The 14,529-nt window shown below is 66.0% G+C and carries 17 protein-coding genes and 1 other RNA gene; 11 read left to right on the top strand and 7 right to left on the bottom strand.

The genetic code is table 11. The annotated features are described in order from the left end of the window. Positions 1-3: 3 nt before the first annotated feature. Together QF777_03335 and QF777_03340 are read right to left on the bottom strand one after the other, a co-directional pair. A complete protein-coding gene (locus QF777_03335) occupies positions 4-993 on the bottom strand; it encodes an alpha-ketoacid dehydrogenase subunit beta (GenBank protein ID MDP6910583.1) in 990 nt (329 codons plus the stop codon). Then, positions 990-1,982 carry a thiamine pyrophosphate-dependent enzyme gene (locus QF777_03340; GenBank protein MDP6910584.1) on the bottom strand — a complete coding sequence of 331 codons (993 nt, stop codon included), beginning with the start codon at positions 1,980-1,982 and terminating at the stop codon, positions 990-992. Before QF777_03340 ends, QF777_03335 begins: the two co-directional genes overlap by 4 nt. A gap of 323 nt (positions 1,983-2,305) precedes the next feature. Between QF777_03340 and QF777_03345 the strand changes: the two genes are divergently transcribed. The 4 genes from QF777_03345 to QF777_03360 are packed head-to-tail and all read left to right on the top strand — an operon-like array spanning position 2,306 to position 4,654. Further along, entirely contained in the window at positions 2,306-2,797 is a 492-nt protein-coding gene (locus tag QF777_03345) for a pyridoxamine 5'-phosphate oxidase family protein (GenBank protein ID MDP6910585.1), read from the top strand. 57 nt (positions 2,798-2,854) lie between these two features. Further along, positions 2,855-3,559: a hypothetical protein gene (locus tag QF777_03350; protein ID MDP6910586.1), complete on the top strand. Its 705-nt coding sequence runs from the start codon at positions 2,855-2,857 to the stop codon at positions 3,557-3,559. Positions 3,560-3,575: 16 nt separating this feature from the next. Then, positions 3,576-4,061 carry a hypothetical protein gene (locus QF777_03355; GenBank protein ID MDP6910587.1) on the top strand — a complete coding sequence of 162 codons (486 nt, stop codon included), beginning with the start codon at positions 3,576-3,578 and terminating at the stop codon, positions 4,059-4,061. Then, positions 4,061-4,654, top strand: coding sequence for a histidine phosphatase family protein (locus tag QF777_03360; GenBank protein ID MDP6910588.1), 594 nt, complete (start codon positions 4,061-4,063; stop codon positions 4,652-4,654). Before QF777_03355 ends, QF777_03360 begins: the two co-directional genes overlap by 1 nt. Here the strand turns inward: QF777_03360 and QF777_03365 are convergent. From QF777_03365 to QF777_03375, 3 genes are all read right to left on the bottom strand, one after another. Next, complete coding sequence (locus QF777_03365) at positions 4,644-5,735, bottom strand: phosphotransferase (protein ID MDP6910589.1); 1,092 nt, start codon at positions 5,733-5,735, stop codon at positions 4,644-4,646. The two genes, QF777_03360 and QF777_03365, sit on opposite strands and share 11 nt — an antisense overlap. Positions 5,736-5,747: 12 nt before the next feature. Continuing rightward, positions 5,748-5,915 (bottom strand): hypothetical protein, encoded by a 168-nt coding sequence (locus tag QF777_03370; protein ID MDP6910590.1) that lies wholly within the window; start codon positions 5,913-5,915, stop codon positions 5,748-5,750. Positions 5,916-5,978: 63 nt separating this feature from the next. Next, entirely contained in the window at positions 5,979-6,674 is a 696-nt protein-coding gene (locus QF777_03375) for a pentapeptide repeat-containing protein (protein MDP6910591.1), read from the bottom strand. A gap of 41 nt (positions 6,675-6,715) precedes the next feature. Here QF777_03375 and QF777_03380 point away from each other — a divergent pair, with 41 nt between their 5' ends. Continuing rightward, positions 6,716-7,573 carry a DMT family transporter gene (locus QF777_03380; GenBank protein MDP6910592.1) on the top strand — a complete coding sequence of 286 codons (858 nt, stop codon included), beginning with the start codon at positions 6,716-6,718 and terminating at the stop codon, positions 7,571-7,573. A 55-nt stretch (positions 7,574-7,628) separates the two neighbouring features. On the opposite strand, the gene rnpB is transcribed toward QF777_03380, so the two are convergent. Beyond that, an RNA gene (rnpB, locus tag QF777_03385) (RNase P RNA component class A) lies at positions 7,629-8,004 on the bottom strand. A 71-nt stretch (positions 8,005-8,075) separates the two neighbouring features. Between rnpB and QF777_03390 the strand changes: the two genes are divergently transcribed. After that, a complete protein-coding gene (locus QF777_03390; GenBank protein ID MDP6910593.1) occupies positions 8,076-8,441 on the top strand; it encodes a WhiB family transcriptional regulator in 366 nt (121 codons plus the stop codon). A 10-nt stretch (positions 8,442-8,451) separates the two neighbouring features. Next, a complete protein-coding gene (trpD, locus tag QF777_03395) occupies positions 8,452-9,480 on the top strand; it encodes an anthranilate phosphoribosyltransferase (protein ID MDP6910594.1) in 1,029 nt (342 codons plus the stop codon). A gap of 2 nt (positions 9,481-9,482) precedes the next feature. Here the strand turns inward: trpD and QF777_03400 are convergent, their stop codons facing one another. Continuing rightward, on the bottom strand, positions 9,483-10,949 hold the full coding sequence (locus QF777_03400; protein ID MDP6910595.1) for an alpha/beta fold hydrolase: 1,467 nt from the start codon (positions 10,947-10,949) through the stop codon (positions 9,483-9,485). A 466-nt stretch (positions 10,950-11,415) separates the two neighbouring features. Between QF777_03400 and QF777_03405 the strand changes: the two genes are divergently transcribed. From QF777_03405 to QF777_03420, 4 genes are all read left to right on the top strand, one after another. Continuing rightward, complete coding sequence (locus tag QF777_03405; protein MDP6910596.1) at positions 11,416-11,673, top strand: hypothetical protein; 258 nt, start codon at positions 11,416-11,418, stop codon at positions 11,671-11,673. Between the two features lie 40 nt (positions 11,674-11,713). Beyond that, a complete protein-coding gene (gene queG, locus QF777_03410; GenBank protein MDP6910597.1) occupies positions 11,714-12,856 on the top strand; it encodes a tRNA epoxyqueuosine(34) reductase QueG in 1,143 nt (380 codons plus the stop codon). Next, positions 12,853-13,986: a glycosyltransferase family 4 protein gene (locus QF777_03415; protein ID MDP6910598.1), complete on the top strand. Its 1,134-nt coding sequence runs from the start codon at positions 12,853-12,855 to the stop codon at positions 13,984-13,986. The genes queG and QF777_03415 overlap by 4 nt, the downstream gene beginning before the upstream one ends. 65 nt (positions 13,987-14,051) lie before the next feature. Further along, positions 14,052-14,510, top strand: a complete 459-nt coding sequence (locus QF777_03420; GenBank protein MDP6910599.1) for an SRPBCC family protein — start codon at positions 14,052-14,054, stop codon at positions 14,508-14,510. Positions 14,511-14,529: the final 19 nt, after the last annotated feature.

A 14,529-nucleotide genomic window follows, 5' to 3' on the forward strand; every position in this document is an offset into this window, starting at 1 on the left:
CGCTCAGGCAGTCTCGAGGGTGCGACGGACCGCAGCGGCGATCCGGGCCTCGTCGGGAACGAAAGTATCTTCGAGCATCCCCACCGGATAAGGCACGTCGAAGCCCGACACGCGGACCACTGGTGCTTCCAGTGACCAGAAACACTCCTCGACAATGGTGGCCACTACCTCGCCTGCGAAACCGCCGGTCGGGGAGGCTTCCTCCACGACCACCGCCCGGCCACACCGATCCACCGCTTCAGCGATGGCCTCGATATCGAGGGGAACCAGACTCCGGAGATCGAGGACGGCAACCGATAATCCCTCTTCGGCCAGGGAGTCGGCGACCCGGCAGGCCAGTTCGACCTGGTAACTCCAGGCGATGATCACCAGGTCGTCGCCCTCGCGTGCCGAACGCGCCAACCCGAGGGGCACTACATGGTCGCCATCTGGCACCTCGCCACGGATGCCCCGGTAGCCGCGCAGTGGTTCGAGAAACATCACCGGGTCGGAATCGCGCACCGCAGAAGCCAGCAGACCCTTGGCGTCGGCGGCGGTGGCCGGCGTGACCACCTTGAGGCCCGGGATATTGGCCAACTGGCCCTCTAGTGAGTCCGAGTGCATCTCCGGGGTCCGGACGCCACCGCCGAACGGAGCCCGGATGGTGATGGCTGGTTCGAACCGTCCCTGAGAGCGGTACCGCAGTCGGGCAACCTGCCCGGCGATCTGATGCATGGCCTGATAGGAGAAGCCGAGGAACTGGATCTCGGCGACCGGGACCAATCCGGCCATGGCCAGCCCGACAGCCGATCCGACAATCACGCCCTCGGCCAGCGGCGTGTCGACCACCCGGTCAGCACCGAACTTCTCAAAGAGGCCCTCGGTGGCCCGGAAGACGCCACCTACCTGGCCGATGTCTTCGCCGAGGAGCACCACACGCTCGTCGCGGGCCATCTCCCCGTGCAAGGCCTCGTTGATGGCTTGAAGCATGTTCATTTCGGAGGTACCGGTCATGGGGCGCCGTTCAGTAGCGCAGCCCGCTGACGGGCCACCCGGGGGGTGTCGGTCGCAAAGCAGTGGTCGAAGATGGCATCGGTTGCCAGGGGCTGGGCAATGGCCCGTTCGAACGCCTCGTCGATACGGGTCATGGCTTCGGTCTCGACGATTGAGCGGATCTTGTCGTCCCAGAGCCCGAGCCCGGCTAGGTGGTCGGCCAGACGCTCGATCGGGTCGTCCCGACGGGCGGCCTCGAGGTCCTCGGCTGGGACATAACGGGTGGGATCGTCGGCTGTCGTGTGGGCGCCGAGTCTGTACACAACGGCTTCAATGAGCGTTGGTCCACCTCCATCCAGTGCCCGTCGCCGCGCCTCGTCGACAGCGTCAAACACCGCAGCTGCGTCATTTCCGTCGATACGGATGCCAGGCATTCCGTAGCCGACGGCACGATCGGCCAACGTCTCGGCGGCGGTCTGCTGGTGTAGCGGTGTGGAAATGGCCCACTGGTTGTTCACGCACAGAAGGATCACTGGCGCCTTCAGGACGCCAGCCAGGTTGGCTGCTTCGTGGAAGTCCCCTTCAGAACTGGACCCGTCTCCAAAGAACACGGTGGTCACGCCAGGTTCGTCTTGCAGGGTCATGCCCCAGGCCAATCCGACGGCGTGGGGAATCTGGGTGGCCAGCGAAATCTGCAGCGGAGCGACCCGCACCGATGGCGGAAACCTGCTGCCGTCGGGATGGCCGATGTTGTAGAGCATGTACTGCTCGAGCACCTCAGGGCCGAAGCGTTGGAGGGCAAGAGGCTCCCGGTACTGGGGCATGATCCAGTCGTGCGTGGGGTCCAGGGCGTGGGCCGTGGCGGCCACCACGGCCTCGTGTCCGTCGATGGGGGCGAGAGTGCCGACCTGGCCCTGACGTTGGAGATTCCACAGTCGGGCGGCCTGGGTCCGGGCTTCCACCATGTCTACGAGGATGGCTCGAAGTTGTTCGTCCGACGGTCGGGTCACACCGATGAACCTAGCCGCGGGCGTCTCAGGGGTTGCCGGTCACAGGTGTCCGAAGTCACTAGGTTCGGCACGGTCTGGGGGTATACCTGTCGGTAACTTGTTGTCCAACAGCGGTTTCCATTCCCCCCTTGGGAGCCGCACATACCTCCGGCCTGAACTCCCCCCGGTTCCAGAGGCCGAGAGTGACCGCACGCCCCGCCCCCCCCGGTGGGGCGTGCGCAGTTTTGTGGCCATGACCAGCGATGCCTACCATCCATGGGCCGGAAGGATGTCTGACCGGCGCCCGGCGCGGAAAGGTGACGGGTCGAGACGAGGGGGACCCGGTGGGGGAGAGTCGACGTGACCGCATAAGGATGAACAAGGAGGAACTGGCGGCCTTCATTGCGGACCAGAAGAGCCTTCAGGTGGCGTGCCACGACCGGGACGGCGCCATCCACCTTTCCACCCTCTGGTTCGCCATGGTCGAGGATCGTTTCGCCTTCGGCACCTACACGAAGTCGCAGAAGATCGTGAATCTGAAACGGGACGACCGCATCACTGTCCTCCTCGAAGACGGGACGAAGTACGACCAGCTCCGCGGGGCGATGGTCAGGGGACGGGCCGTTCTCCACGCCGAGGACGGTGCGGGGGGCGCCGATGAGGTCCGGCGGGTAGCCCGGGCCGTGATGCGTCGCTACGAGCCGGACATTCCCGAGGAACACTTCGAGGGCGCGGTGGAACTGTGGGCCGCCAAGCGCACCGTGGTGATCGTGGAGCCGGAGAAGGTCATCACCTGGGACCACTCCAAACTCGGCGGTGCCGGCCCGTATGGGTAGTAATGAAGCGATCTGGTCCGAGATCCCCCGGGCGTCGCCGGACCTATGGTGACGGCCATGGAATCCCTCTTCGCTGTGCAGGACGAGGATGTCGTTCGTGGCCAACTCGAACATCGTCGAGCGCACCTGTCCGAGCGCGCCTCGTTGATGGACGCTGAAGCCGCCCGGGCCGTCACGGCCGCCGAGGTTGAACGCGTCGGCCTGGAGCGTCTCGACCACGTCCGACGTCAGCACCGGTACGAGGGCGAGGTGGCCGCCGTCGAGAGCCGGTTGGTCGAGTTGAACGAGAAGCTCTACGGCGGCGCCATTACGTCGCCAAAGGAGGCCACCAGTATCCAAACTGAGGTGGGCCACCTCCGCAAGAGACAGGATGATCTTGAGGGGCAGGTCCTCGAGATCATGGAGACCATCGAGCCATTGGATGGCGAGTTGGCCACGCTGGCAGTCACCGGGGAGGCCCAGGATGCGACCATCGCTGCCGCACAGGCCATCCTGGATGACACAGAGGCCGAGATCGCCGCCGAACTGGCGGCCTCTGCTGAGCGACGCGACGTGGCCGTGGCAGGTCTAGAGGCTGATGTGCTGGCTCGCTACGAGAAGGGTCGCCCGTCGTTCGGATCGAGCGCCGTAGTGCGATTCTCGGGCACGGACTGCAGCGGTTGTCCCTACTCCATGCCTGCCATGGAGGCTGATCGGGTGAAGTCCCTGGCGGCAGGGACGCTCTCCGAATGCAGCGAATGCGGCCGACTCGTCGTTCGCTGATCTTCGGTCTCCACCAGTGTTCATTTGGTTCGCGGTAGGGGCGGTGGTCGCTGTGGCCCTTGTCTTCGACAGCTCGGCCATGGACTTCCGCCTCGTGGTGCTCGGTGCGGTCCTGCCGGTGGTCGAGGGTGCCGTGGGTGGGCCGTGGCTGCTTCATACGCTGCTGGCCAGCGTGACCCTATTGGGTGGGGTGATGCTGGTTGCTCGTGGTCGACGCCTCGTCCAGCGCCGCTGGTTGGGCGTACCCATCGGCTTGATGGCCCATCTGGTGCTGGACGGAACGTGGGCCGACACCGAGGTGTTCTGGTGGCCGTTCGCCGGGATAGATGCGCTTGGCGGATCCCGGGTGCCGGAGTTCGGTCGGGGTGTGATCGGCCTGCTCCAGGAGGTGGTCGGATTAGCTCTCGGGGTCTGGGCGTGGCGCCGATTCGGCCTCCACGACCCGGCGGCCCGTCGTGCACTTCGTACCGATGGGCGCCTGACCGCCCTGCGGAGGGCCTGATGTTGTATGTGGTTCGGCACGGTCGGACCGAAGCCAACGCCGCTGGCCTGCTACTCGGGCGCCTCGACGCCGATCTTGACCGCCTGGGGGAGAGCCAAGCTGAGGCCGTTGCCGTCGCCATCGGTCCGGTGGACCGGGTTGTGTCCAGTCCTCTACTGCGGACGCGCCGCACTGCAGATGCATTCACCCGGTGCCATGGTCGGGACGGCCCGCCCGTCGAGGTGGACGAGCGGTGGATTGAGATGGACTATGGGACTTTCGACGGCCAGCCGGTGGCCGACGTGCCCCGGCAAACCTGGGAGGCGTGGCGGGCCGACCTGGACTGGGCTCCGCCGGAAGGCGAATCACACCGGTCTCTCGGCTTACGCGTGCGGTCGGCCCTAGACGACCTCTTCGAGGCATCCAGGACGTCGGAGATCGTGGTGGTGACCCACGTGTCGCCCATCAAGGCAGCGTTGGCGTGGACCCTTGGTGTGGGCGACGAGGTGGCGTGGCGCACGTTCGTGGCGCCGGCCTCGATCATGACCATCGGCGCCGGGCCGGCCGGACCATCACTCCGAGGATTCAATGACGTGGCCCACCTCAGGGCATGAGTTCACCGGCGTCAAGGTCCCGGATGGCCGTGATGGACCGGTCGAGCATGCCTGACACCAGTTGGACCGCTCGTTCGTTGACCAGTTCGATGCTGCCTCCAGACTGGATCGGGTAGCAGAGGCAGAACAGCACGGTCCGCCGGTAGTCCTCGAAGAGTTGGTCTGCCGGGTAATCGATCCCCTCGTCAGCCAGGCAGGTCCGGTAGAGGTCGAGTAGGTGCCGCTCATGGGAACGCCGATCCTCGATGGTCAGGCTCTGGCTGATGAAGTAGCCGACGTCGTAGGCGCCGGCGGTACGGATGCAGATCTGCCAGTCGATGGCCGTCACCTCCGGCCCGTCGTTGCCAGGCCGGAAGAAGAGGTTGTCTAACCGGTAGTCACCGTGGCAGAGGGTGGTCGGACCGGCTTGGAACGACATCATCTCCTCGGCCGCAGCGGGGAACCGCTCGCCAATAGCCCGGATGTCGTCACCGAGGTCATCTCCGAAGGCAGCTAGGAAAGGCTCCCAGGCGGTCGCCACCCCATGCTGGACACCCTGCGGCATTGGGGGATCCCATCCGTAGGGAACCCAGGACAACTCGGCGTCAAAGGCCGGAGACTCCCAGAAGGCCGCGTGATGACGGGCCAGGGCTCGGATGGAGGCCTCAGCCAGATCCAGCGGGCAGCCGTCGAGCTGGCTCGCTACCTCGGCGTCGGCCAGGTCCTCCAACAGGAGGACGAACTCGTCGTTCTCCGAGTCGTGGTCCGCAGCGAAACAGCGGGGAGTGGTGAGTGGACTGTCGTCAGCCGCCGTCCGATAGAAGGCGACCTCCTTGCCGTAGAACATGAAGGTCCGGGCCACAAAGCGCGTTCCCTCGTCCTGAACCGGAGACTTGAGGATTACCGTCTCCGGCCCTGAGCCTCCGTCGTAGGTCGGTCGGAGTCGGTGGAGTAGACCCATGATTCCGATTCCCTGACCGATCAACTCGGCCTCGAAGCCAGTCACCGAGCCGCTGTCAAGGCCGCCGGCGGAGCGCAAGACGCTGGTCAGCCAAGCCGGGGTGACCTCGTCGACACCTGTAGGAAAGTTCTGGTTCGTCATATACGCGCCCCTTTATCGGGAGGCCGTGAAGCCGGCCTCGAGGGTCTGCAGGCGGGCCTCGAGGACAATCTGGGTGGTGTTCACGATCTGGTGGATCGGAGCGGCCCGGCTACCAATCACCGGGTCTGCCTCTTGGCCGTGATGGATCTGTCGGGTCTCTAATCCCCATTCGCTACTCATGGAGCGCCTCTCTGTCTGGTCTGGTATCTGGTGCGATCTTCTGCAGGATTCCCGGAACGAGAATCAGTCGTGGTCGTCGAGGCCTCCCGATGACGGGGGGCTGAAACCGTCGGGCCACCTGGTGGTGTCGTCGTGGCGTATGTCGTCGAGGATCACCTGATCGAGTTGTGCTCCTGACAGGTCGGCTCCGATGAGGTCCGAGAGGCTGAGGTCGGCACCGATGAGCGAGGCATGGCGGAGGATGGCCCCGGAGAGGTTGGCTGCCCGGATGGTTGCTCCGTTGAGTATGGCGCCCCGTAGGTCGACGCCGCCGGCAAAGACCCCGGTGAGGTCGGCTTCGCGCATGCAGGTCCGGGTCATCGAGGTCCCGGCCAGAGTGGCGGCGCCGAGTGCAGCGCCGGTGAGGTCGGTGGCTGTCATCCAGGCGCCGCCCAGATCGGAGCTCCGCAGGTCGGTTCCTGTAAGACGGGCGCTTCCCAGCCAACATCGGCTAAGGACTGCGCCACCCAGTCGGGCATCGGTGAGATCAGCGCTCCACAGGTTGGCGTGGTGCAGGTCAGCGTCGGCAAACACGGTCCGTTGACAGATGGCGTGTCGCAGGTCAGCCCCCACTAGACGAGCGTCGGACAGGTCCGACCCGGAGAGGACGGCGCCTCCCAGCCAGGCGCCGGTGAGGTCTACGGTCCGGAGGTCGGTGTCGGTTAGGTCCGCGCCGGCCAGGTCAGCCTCGGCGGTGATCTGGTGTCCTCGGACTTCCATGGTCCCATCCATTGAGGTGGAGACTAGGGCAGCATGTCCGGGTGCCTGTCATCCTCGCCGGTCTGTCGGCTCTCGCTTTCGGTTTTGGAGACCTGTTAGGGGGCGTGGCTATACGCCGGTCGGGACGGCCCGGAGCGGCTCTCGGTGTAGCGATGATGGCCACGTTGGTGGGCGCTGTCCTGATCGGTCTCTTGCTTGTCGTCCGACCACCCGAGGTCGTCCGGTGGCAGGACATTGCGTGGCCGGTCGGGGCTGGGGCCCTGATGGTGGCCACCCGTCCGCTCCTGTACCTAGGGATGGCCCGTGGCCCGGTGGCAGTGTTCGCTCCGTCGTTCGGGTTGGTGACGATTGTTGTTCCGACCATCGTGGGGCCGCTGATCGGACAGACTCTGGAAGGCATTGAGATGGCAGGGGTGGCGTTAGCCATACCCGCGGTCGTGTTGTTGTCGGGGGAGGGTCGCCTACCGAAGTTGGGTGTTGTTCTTCGGAGCCCAGTCTTGGGTCTCGCGGTGGTGGTGGGCACCAGTATCGGGACGGCGGGACTGCTCCTGACGCAGGCGGAACCCGAAGCCGGAGAGGTCCCAGCGTTCGTAGTGTTGGTCACCGGGGTGATGGTGATGCCATGGATCCTCCGTCAGCGAACAGGTTCATTCTTGCCGGAGCGTGAAATCCTGGGATTCGGGTCGGTGCTCGGCGCATCGAGTGCGGTGGCGTTCGTGCTGAGTACCGCCGCGTATCTCCGTGGCTCGGCTGCCGTCGTCTCAGCGTTGATCGCGATGGCTCCGGGAGTGAGTGTGGTCATCTCGTGGCGGTTCCTCGGCGAACGCATCTACGCAGTGCAGGTGCTTGGTGGGGCTTTCGGCATGGCGGCCGTAACAGCGTTCGCCCTGGCCGGCTGATCGACTCAGTTGGTTGTCTAACCGAGTTGATTGCACCCCGCGCCGGGTGTGGGTGACGGTGAGTCGACCTGTAGGCGGGGTTCTGTCCACCGGCCCCTTGCGGGGGTCCGGGTGGGTGACCATCCATCTGTGCGGCTAACCCGGGAGGATCCACGGACGGACCGCCCTCTCCCTGTTTGGCCTTGCTCCGGATGGGGTTTGCCGAGCCGACCGGGTCGCCCCGGCCGCTGGTGCGCTCTTACCGCACCGTTTCACCCTCACCTGTACTCGTCGCTCCGAAGAGTCCCGAGCCATCGGCGGTCTGTTTTCTGTGGCACTTTCCTGCGGGTCACCCCGACTGGCTGCGAGCCAGCATCCTGTCCTATGGAGCCCCGACCTTCCTCAGCACGGACGCCCCGGAGGGGTCCGGCCGCGGTCACCCGGTCGACTCACCGTCGGGTACCAGTCTGGCGGGAGATTTCCCTTGCGTCACCCGGCGCTGCGAACTAGCAACGCACGCGACATGGACACCCTTCTCGATACCCCCGTTCAGCCCGGTCTCATCCCTTCATCGGCGACCCCGGCGGCCAGCTTGTTGGTGGCTCGATCTGAGACACTGACCGCTCTGGATGTCGAGGCGCTTGAAGGAGTTGACACTTCCGGACAGTGGTATCTCCGGAGTGCCTGCCGTGGCCTAGAGGCATCGATTTTCTACCCGGATCCCGACGTGACCGAGGACGTCACCCGGGCACTCGCTGTGTGCGCGGCGTGTGATGTGCGCGAGGTCTGCCTCGCCCACGCCCTTCGTCGCAGAGAACCCACCGGCATCTGGGGCGGAACGACCGAGCGTGAGCGCCGCAGGGTGCTGCGTCGGCGCCGTTTGGCCTGATCAGAACCTCATGAGCCTGGAAGACCATGGGGGCTGGCCAGGGCTACTGGACCGGCTGTGCCGCAGCGAGGACCTCTCAGCGCTTGAGACAGAGGCCATCCTCGGTGAGATCCTGAGTGGCGAGGCCGAGCCTGCACAGATCGCTGGCTTTCTAGTCGGACTGAAGGTCAAGGGTGAGACGGTCGAGGAGACCAGCGGACTTGTTCGGGCAATGGTGTCCATGGCAGAGCCACTGGTCCTCCCCGACGGCACGATCGACATCGTCGGCACCGGTGGGGTAGCTAGTCGTCGCGAGGCCAGCCTGAACGTCTCAACCATGGCCTGTTTCGTGGCCGCCGGAGGAGGAGCAACGGTCTGCAAGCACGGGAACCGTCGGGCCTCGTCGACCTCGGGCGCCTTTGATGTCCTCGAGGTTCTCGGCGTCGATATCGACATTGCTCCGGAGCAGTTGGCCGCACAGGTGGTCAAGCACCGGATCGGGTTTGCCTTCGCCCGGACGTTCCATCCGGCGATGCGGTTCGCCGGGCCCATCCGCGCTGGGCTGGGGATTCCGACGGTGTTCAACGTCCTAGGCCCGCTGTCCCACCCCGGACAGCCCCTCCGCCAGCTGATAGGTGCCGCCGATCCTGCTCTGGCCGATCGGATGGTCGAGGTCTTCCGGGCGAATGACTCAGTCCACACCTGGGTGGTCACCGGTCATGCTGATCTCGACGAGATTGCCCTGACCGGGCCGACCCGGGTCCTCGAACTCCGCGAGGGGGCGGTCACCGAGTGGACGTTGGATCCAACCGATCTCGGGCTCTCATTGGCCGATCCGGTCGATCTGGCCGGTGGCGGCCCGGACCGCAACGCTGACATCGCCCGGGCCTTGTTCGATGGTTCGGAGACCGGGGCACGTCGCGACATCGTGGCCCTGAACGCTGGGGCCGGCCTAGTGGTGGCCGGCATCGCCGACGGGATCGCGGATGGCCTAGAACGGGCTATGGCGGCACTCGCCGACGGTTCCGCCGGCGTAGTTCTGGACTCGATCTCGAGTTGAGGTCAGCAGTCCGTCGACCCTCCGGTCGGGCGGTCCCCGGTGTCGAGGAACCGGGTGACTAGGTGGGCGGCACACGAATTCCAGGTGGATGGTGCGTGCGTCCAGCGGGGGGACACGACCACCTCCACGTCATCGAGCCAGCGGGCAACAGTCGCGGCCCATCTGGCTGGGGTGACCGGGTCCAGTTCGCCAGCCAGGATCAGCGTGGGGACCGCCGATCGCACCGGGGTCCGAGTCGCCGGATCGGAGGACGGAATTTTCCAAGCTGCGCACCGGGCCCGGAGATCCAACCAGCGACCGTGTTCGGCCCGGTGGATTGGATCGTTGAGGTCGGTTGGTTCGAAACTCATGCCTGGGCGTTGGTCGCCGCACGTCACCGCTACCCACGCCCCCTCGGCCAGGGCGTCACCGGCCGAGCGGCTGGTTCCGGCCGATGCGTCTACCGGCGCCAGGCGGTCCACGGCCTCGGCTAGACGTCCGGCATCGGCGAGTGCGATGGCTTCTGTAAGAGCCACCGGGCCGTCGGGGCGACTCAGGGTTCGGACGGACGCGGCCAGGAAGGCAGTGTCGTCGAAGGTCAATGACCGGTTGTCGACCTGAACCACGGTCGGGTCGTGAGCCAGTCGGTCGAGCGTTCGACGAAGGGGTTCGAGAACCCCGATGGGACAGAAACCGTCGTCGGTGCAGCGGTCCTCGAGTTTGGTGAGAGCGGCGACGATGCCATCAGGTAGGTCGGCAGTCTCGTCGGCGTCGGGAGGCACTACGGAGTCCAGCGCCAGGGAGACAATGGCGGCGTCGTCGGTGCGGAGGAGCTCGAGAGCGATCCGGGTACCAAACGAGACACCGTGAAGATGCCACCGATCGATAGCTAGGGCTTGTCGGACGGCCACCAGGTCTGCGGCGATCCGTCCGACAGTCACGGTGGATGGTTCGAATCCAGCCGAGACCAGCCGGTTGCGACAGGATCGGTCTCCGGCCAGACCCTCTTGAGCGTTGTCTTGTGGCCCGCGGTGTTCCATCTCAGGACAGTCCAGCGACGGGGTCGAGTTGCCACCGCCTCGTTGATCCACGAGGACCACGTCGTGGTTGGCGAGAATCTTCGACCGGGGAGCAAGCCATCGATCCCGATCAGCGACGGCCCGACCGCCGGGTCCGCCATGGAGGAAAAGGACCGGTGCCCCGTCAGGGTCGGGCGCGTGTAGGACGGCGACGGAGAGCGAAGCGCCTTCCACCTCGATTCGATGGCAGGTGACCGTGAGTTCGGTGGGCACCGGCTCGCCCGGGCAGCCAATATTGGCTGGGGCGGCCACTGGCCGGCCTGTAGCGGACTCCTCGGGAGCGCATCCGACGAGGCTCAGGGTCAGGAGGGTGGCCGTGATGACGCCGAGCAAGGAGACGGCGGGGGAGCCCGAGAGGATGGAGGCCATGGGTCGGAGGTAGGACCAGTCGGGGCGGAGGGGATCGGACACCGCCAGACGGTAGTCAGCGTCTCGCTGTGGTTTCGGGCTGTGCCCGGAAGGAGGGTGGCCGGCGGACCGGTTCGGTCAGGGCGTAGCCGCAGTGCTCAATCATGATCCGGCGGGTATCCGTTGGAATCCCGAGGTCACGCAGTGCAGTTTGTCGCTGCTCATTGGGGACGGGCCCTTTGGGAACGGGTTCTTATCCTGTGGAGAACTCCAGTGGCTCGGAGTTGACGGTGTGAGCCCGCGCACTTCACCGCCACGGAACTCGGTTACCCGACGTGCGTTGACTAGGAGGGGCAGGGGAACCGATCACGATGGTCCAAAGCGGAGGCCAGAGCGCCGACTGGGCGCCGCATCTTGCTGCCGCATCCTCGGCGTTCATTGTTGGCCAGCAGCGTCATCCGCTCACCTGTGGTGGTGGGACCGTCCCCGGGGAGTGGGGCTGTCACAGCCGGTCGTCAGGATGATCCACATGAGTAATCAACATGAGATTAAGCATGAGAACCAGCACGGGAAAGGCGACCGGGACTCGAGCGATGAGGTCCTGGTGATCGACTGCGAGACCTGTTCGGAGCGGGATACCTCCACGTGCGACGACTGCATCGTGACCTTCCTGTGTGCACGTGACCCTGACGACGCCGTGGTGGTCGATCTGGATGAGTTCCGGGCGTTACGGGTACTAGGGGAGTCTGGCCTGGTCCCGCCACTTCGCCACTCGCACCGCACCTGACCAGCCTCGGGGGGTCCGATCGGCGTGGGAGGCTGAGACCATGTCGATCGGCCACCCCTCCGACAAGCCCGCGGCAGAATCTGCCGTCGAATCGGAGGCCTTTCGTGATTCGCTCCTTGCGGTGGGGTCGTCCGCAGGATTGGACGCCATTGGCGTGGCCGGCGCCCACCCGTTCGATGATGTCCGAAGAGAGATCGAACGACGCCGTAATGAGGGCCTCCACGGCGGCATGCAGTTCACCTTCCGGAACCCGGCTCGATCGACCGACCCGACCCGGATCCTCGCCGGGGCACGCTCCCTGGTGGTTGGTGCACGACGGACCCCGGCGGCCCGGCTGGCTGAGGTAGGTGCCGGTCGGATGCGGATTGCCGCCTATGCCCGCCACGACCACTACGCCGACCTTCGTGCCTCGTTGCAGGAGGTGGCCGAGCGGCTCAGGTCCGATGGTTGGTTGGCCGTCGTGGTCGCCGACGACAACTCGCTGGTCGATCGTGCGGCAGCGGTACGGGCTGGCGTGGGTTGGTGGGGAAGGAACGCCAACGTGCTGGTCCCCGGCCGGGGAAGTTGGTTCGTGCTCGGGTCGGTGGTCACCGACGCGCCCCTGGCGCCGTCGCCCCCCCTAGACGACGGCTGCGGTACCTGCCGACAGTGCCTTGACGGCTGCCCAACGGGTGCCATCCTCGACAACGGTGTGATCGACGCTCGACGTTGCCTCGCCTGGTTGGTCCAGGCGCCGGGCCCCATCCCGAGGGAGTTCCGTGAAGCCCTCGGCGGGCGGCTCTACGGTTGCGACGACTGTCAGGAGGTCTGCCCGGTGGGTCGATCCGAACGGACCACCGAGGGAAGGGAGGACCTCAGAGCGGACGTCGAGTTATCCGACGTGCTTGACGCCACCGACGACGAGCTCCTCAAACGGTTCGGACGGTGGTACATCGCTGAACGTGACCCTCGGTACCTGCGTCGTAACGCTCTGGTGGCACTAGGCAACACGGGATCGAGAACCGACCCCGACGTCGTGCGTCAGATGCGACGGTCCCTAGCCGACCCCGACCCACTCATTCGCAGCCATGCCGTCTGGGCAGCCGGTCGACTGGACCGGCTGGATTTGCTCGACGGGATCGACGACTCGTCGCCCGACGTGGCCGAGGAGTTGGCCGCCCTGACCGGCAGGGTGGGGTCGTGAGGCGCCATCTTCTGGTTACCAACGACTTCCCGCCAAAGGTTGGAGGCATCCAGTCCTACCTCTGGGAGCTCTGGAGGCGGCTGCCTGCCGGCTCGGTGGCGGTACACAGCACGCCGTACGAGGGTGCTCGCGAGTTCGATGCTGCACAGGACTTTGCCGTGAGTCGAAGCCGTGAACCGGTCCTGTTGCCCACGCCGATGGTGTCGCGGCGGGTCGGCCGCCTCGCCGAGGCCCACAGGGCTGATCTGGTCATCTGGGACCCGGCGCTGCCGGTGGGTCATGTCGCCCCGAAGGTGGAGCTGCCCTACGCCGTCGTGCTGCACGGGGCCGAGGTGACCGTTCCTGGGCGGCTTCCCGGCACCCGCCAACTACTCCGACGGGTCCTGCGGGGGGCGTCGTTGGTCATCTGTGCCGGGCGGTACCCGGCGGCTGAGGCTGAACGGGCGGCCGGCCGGTCGCTCCCCACCGTGGTAGTTCCACCAGGTGTCGACACGGCCCGGTTCCAACCGCTCGACTCGGCTGAGCGTGCATCGGTCCGTCAGGAGTTGGGCCTACCGGTGGATGCCCCGCTCGTGGTGAGCGTCAGTAGGTTGGTGCCCCGAAAGGGAATGGACACCCTCATCCGTGCCGCGGCGCGACTTCGTGACCGGGTTCCCGACGTGGTGGTGGCCATTGCCGGTTCGGGACGCGACCGGGCGCGCCTCGAGGGGTTGATCGCCTCGACTGGTGCTCCTGTAAGGCTTCTGGGCCGGGTCCCTGACGAGGTCCTTCCGGGCCTCTACGGAGCGGGCGACGTGTTCTCGATGTCGTGTCGAAACCGATGGGGTGGACTTGAGCAGGAAGGCTTCGGCATCGTCTTCGTGGAGGCTGCAGCGGCCGGTGTACCGGCGGTGGCCGGCGAGAGCGGTGGGTCAGCCGAGGCGGTGGTCCACGGCGAAACCGGCTTGGTTGTCCCACGTCCCGACGCCTCGGATCAGGTAGCCGATGCCCTGGCTGACCTCCTCGATGACGAGACCCGCCGACGAGAGATGGGCCGCCGGGCCCGCCAACGGGCCGAGATCGAGTTCTCCTACGACGTGCTGGCTGCCCGACTCCGCTCAGGAATTGACGATGCGAAACTCCGGTCATGAATGACTAGGGGGAACGCCACGGCGAGTTCGACGACCGGTAGTGTCCGGGCGAGAGGAGGCCGACGATGACCGATCACGCCAGCCAGCACACGATCGTGCGGGCCACGCCGGAGGACTGCTACGAGACGGTGCTTGACGTCGAACGCCTGCCGGAGTGGGCCCCAGACATCAAGGAGGCCACGGTCCTTGTCCGCGATGATCAGGGCCGTCCGGGTGATGTGGCCTTTCGTGCCGCGGCCATGGGGCGAAGCACCAACTACACGCTGCGTTACAACTACGGGTCCAACCCACTTCGCATCTCCTGGCGACTCGTTGAAGGTGACCTTCTCGAACGCATGAGCGGCGAATACGAGTTCCTTCCGGTCCCGGGAGATGACGCGGCCACCCGGGTCATGTACGACCTCGACGTCGACCTGCTGATTCGGCTGCCGGGCTTCGTCCGACGGCGTTTGGAGGCCAAGGTCGTCCACGCGGCCATTGATGACCTCAAGGCACAGATCGAGGTCGGAACCCCCTCCGGCTGACCGGCACCTGGGCCCCAAT

It is taken from the genome of Acidimicrobiales bacterium (assembly GCA_030747595.1).
Classification (GTDB): Bacteria; Actinomycetota; Acidimicrobiia; order Acidimicrobiales; family MedAcidi-G1; genus UBA9410.

Coding starts and splice junctions, on each gene's coding strand:
- QF777_03335 (MDP6910583.1), bottom strand. CDS start 993: ATGACCGGTACCTCCGAAATGAACATGCTTCAAGCCATCAACGAGGCC.
- QF777_03350 (MDP6910586.1), top strand. CDS start 2,855: ATGGAATCCCTCTTCGCTGTGCAGGACGAGGATGTCGTTCGTGGCCAA.
- QF777_03360 (MDP6910588.1), top strand. CDS start 4,061: ATGTTGTATGTGGTTCGGCACGGTCGGACCGAAGCCAACGCCGCTGGC.
- QF777_03365 (MDP6910589.1), bottom strand. CDS start 5,735: ATGACGAACCAGAACTTTCCTACAGGTGTCGACGAGGTCACCCCGGCT.
- QF777_03370 (MDP6910590.1), bottom strand. CDS start 5,915: ATGAGTAGCGAATGGGGATTAGAGACCCGACAGATCCATCACGGCCAA.
- QF777_03375 (MDP6910591.1), bottom strand. CDS start 6,674: ATGGAAGTCCGAGGACACCAGATCACCGCCGAGGCTGACCTGGCCGGC.
- QF777_03390 (MDP6910593.1), top strand. CDS start 8,076: ATGGACACCCTTCTCGATACCCCCGTTCAGCCCGGTCTCATCCCTTCA.
- trpD (MDP6910594.1), top strand. CDS start 8,452: ATGAGCCTGGAAGACCATGGGGGCTGGCCAGGGCTACTGGACCGGCTG.
- QF777_03405 (MDP6910596.1), top strand. CDS start 11,416: ATGAGTAATCAACATGAGATTAAGCATGAGAACCAGCACGGGAAAGGC.
- queG (MDP6910597.1), top strand. CDS start 11,714: ATGTCGATCGGCCACCCCTCCGACAAGCCCGCGGCAGAATCTGCCGTC.
- QF777_03420 (MDP6910599.1), top strand. CDS start 14,052: ATGACCGATCACGCCAGCCAGCACACGATCGTGCGGGCCACGCCGGAG.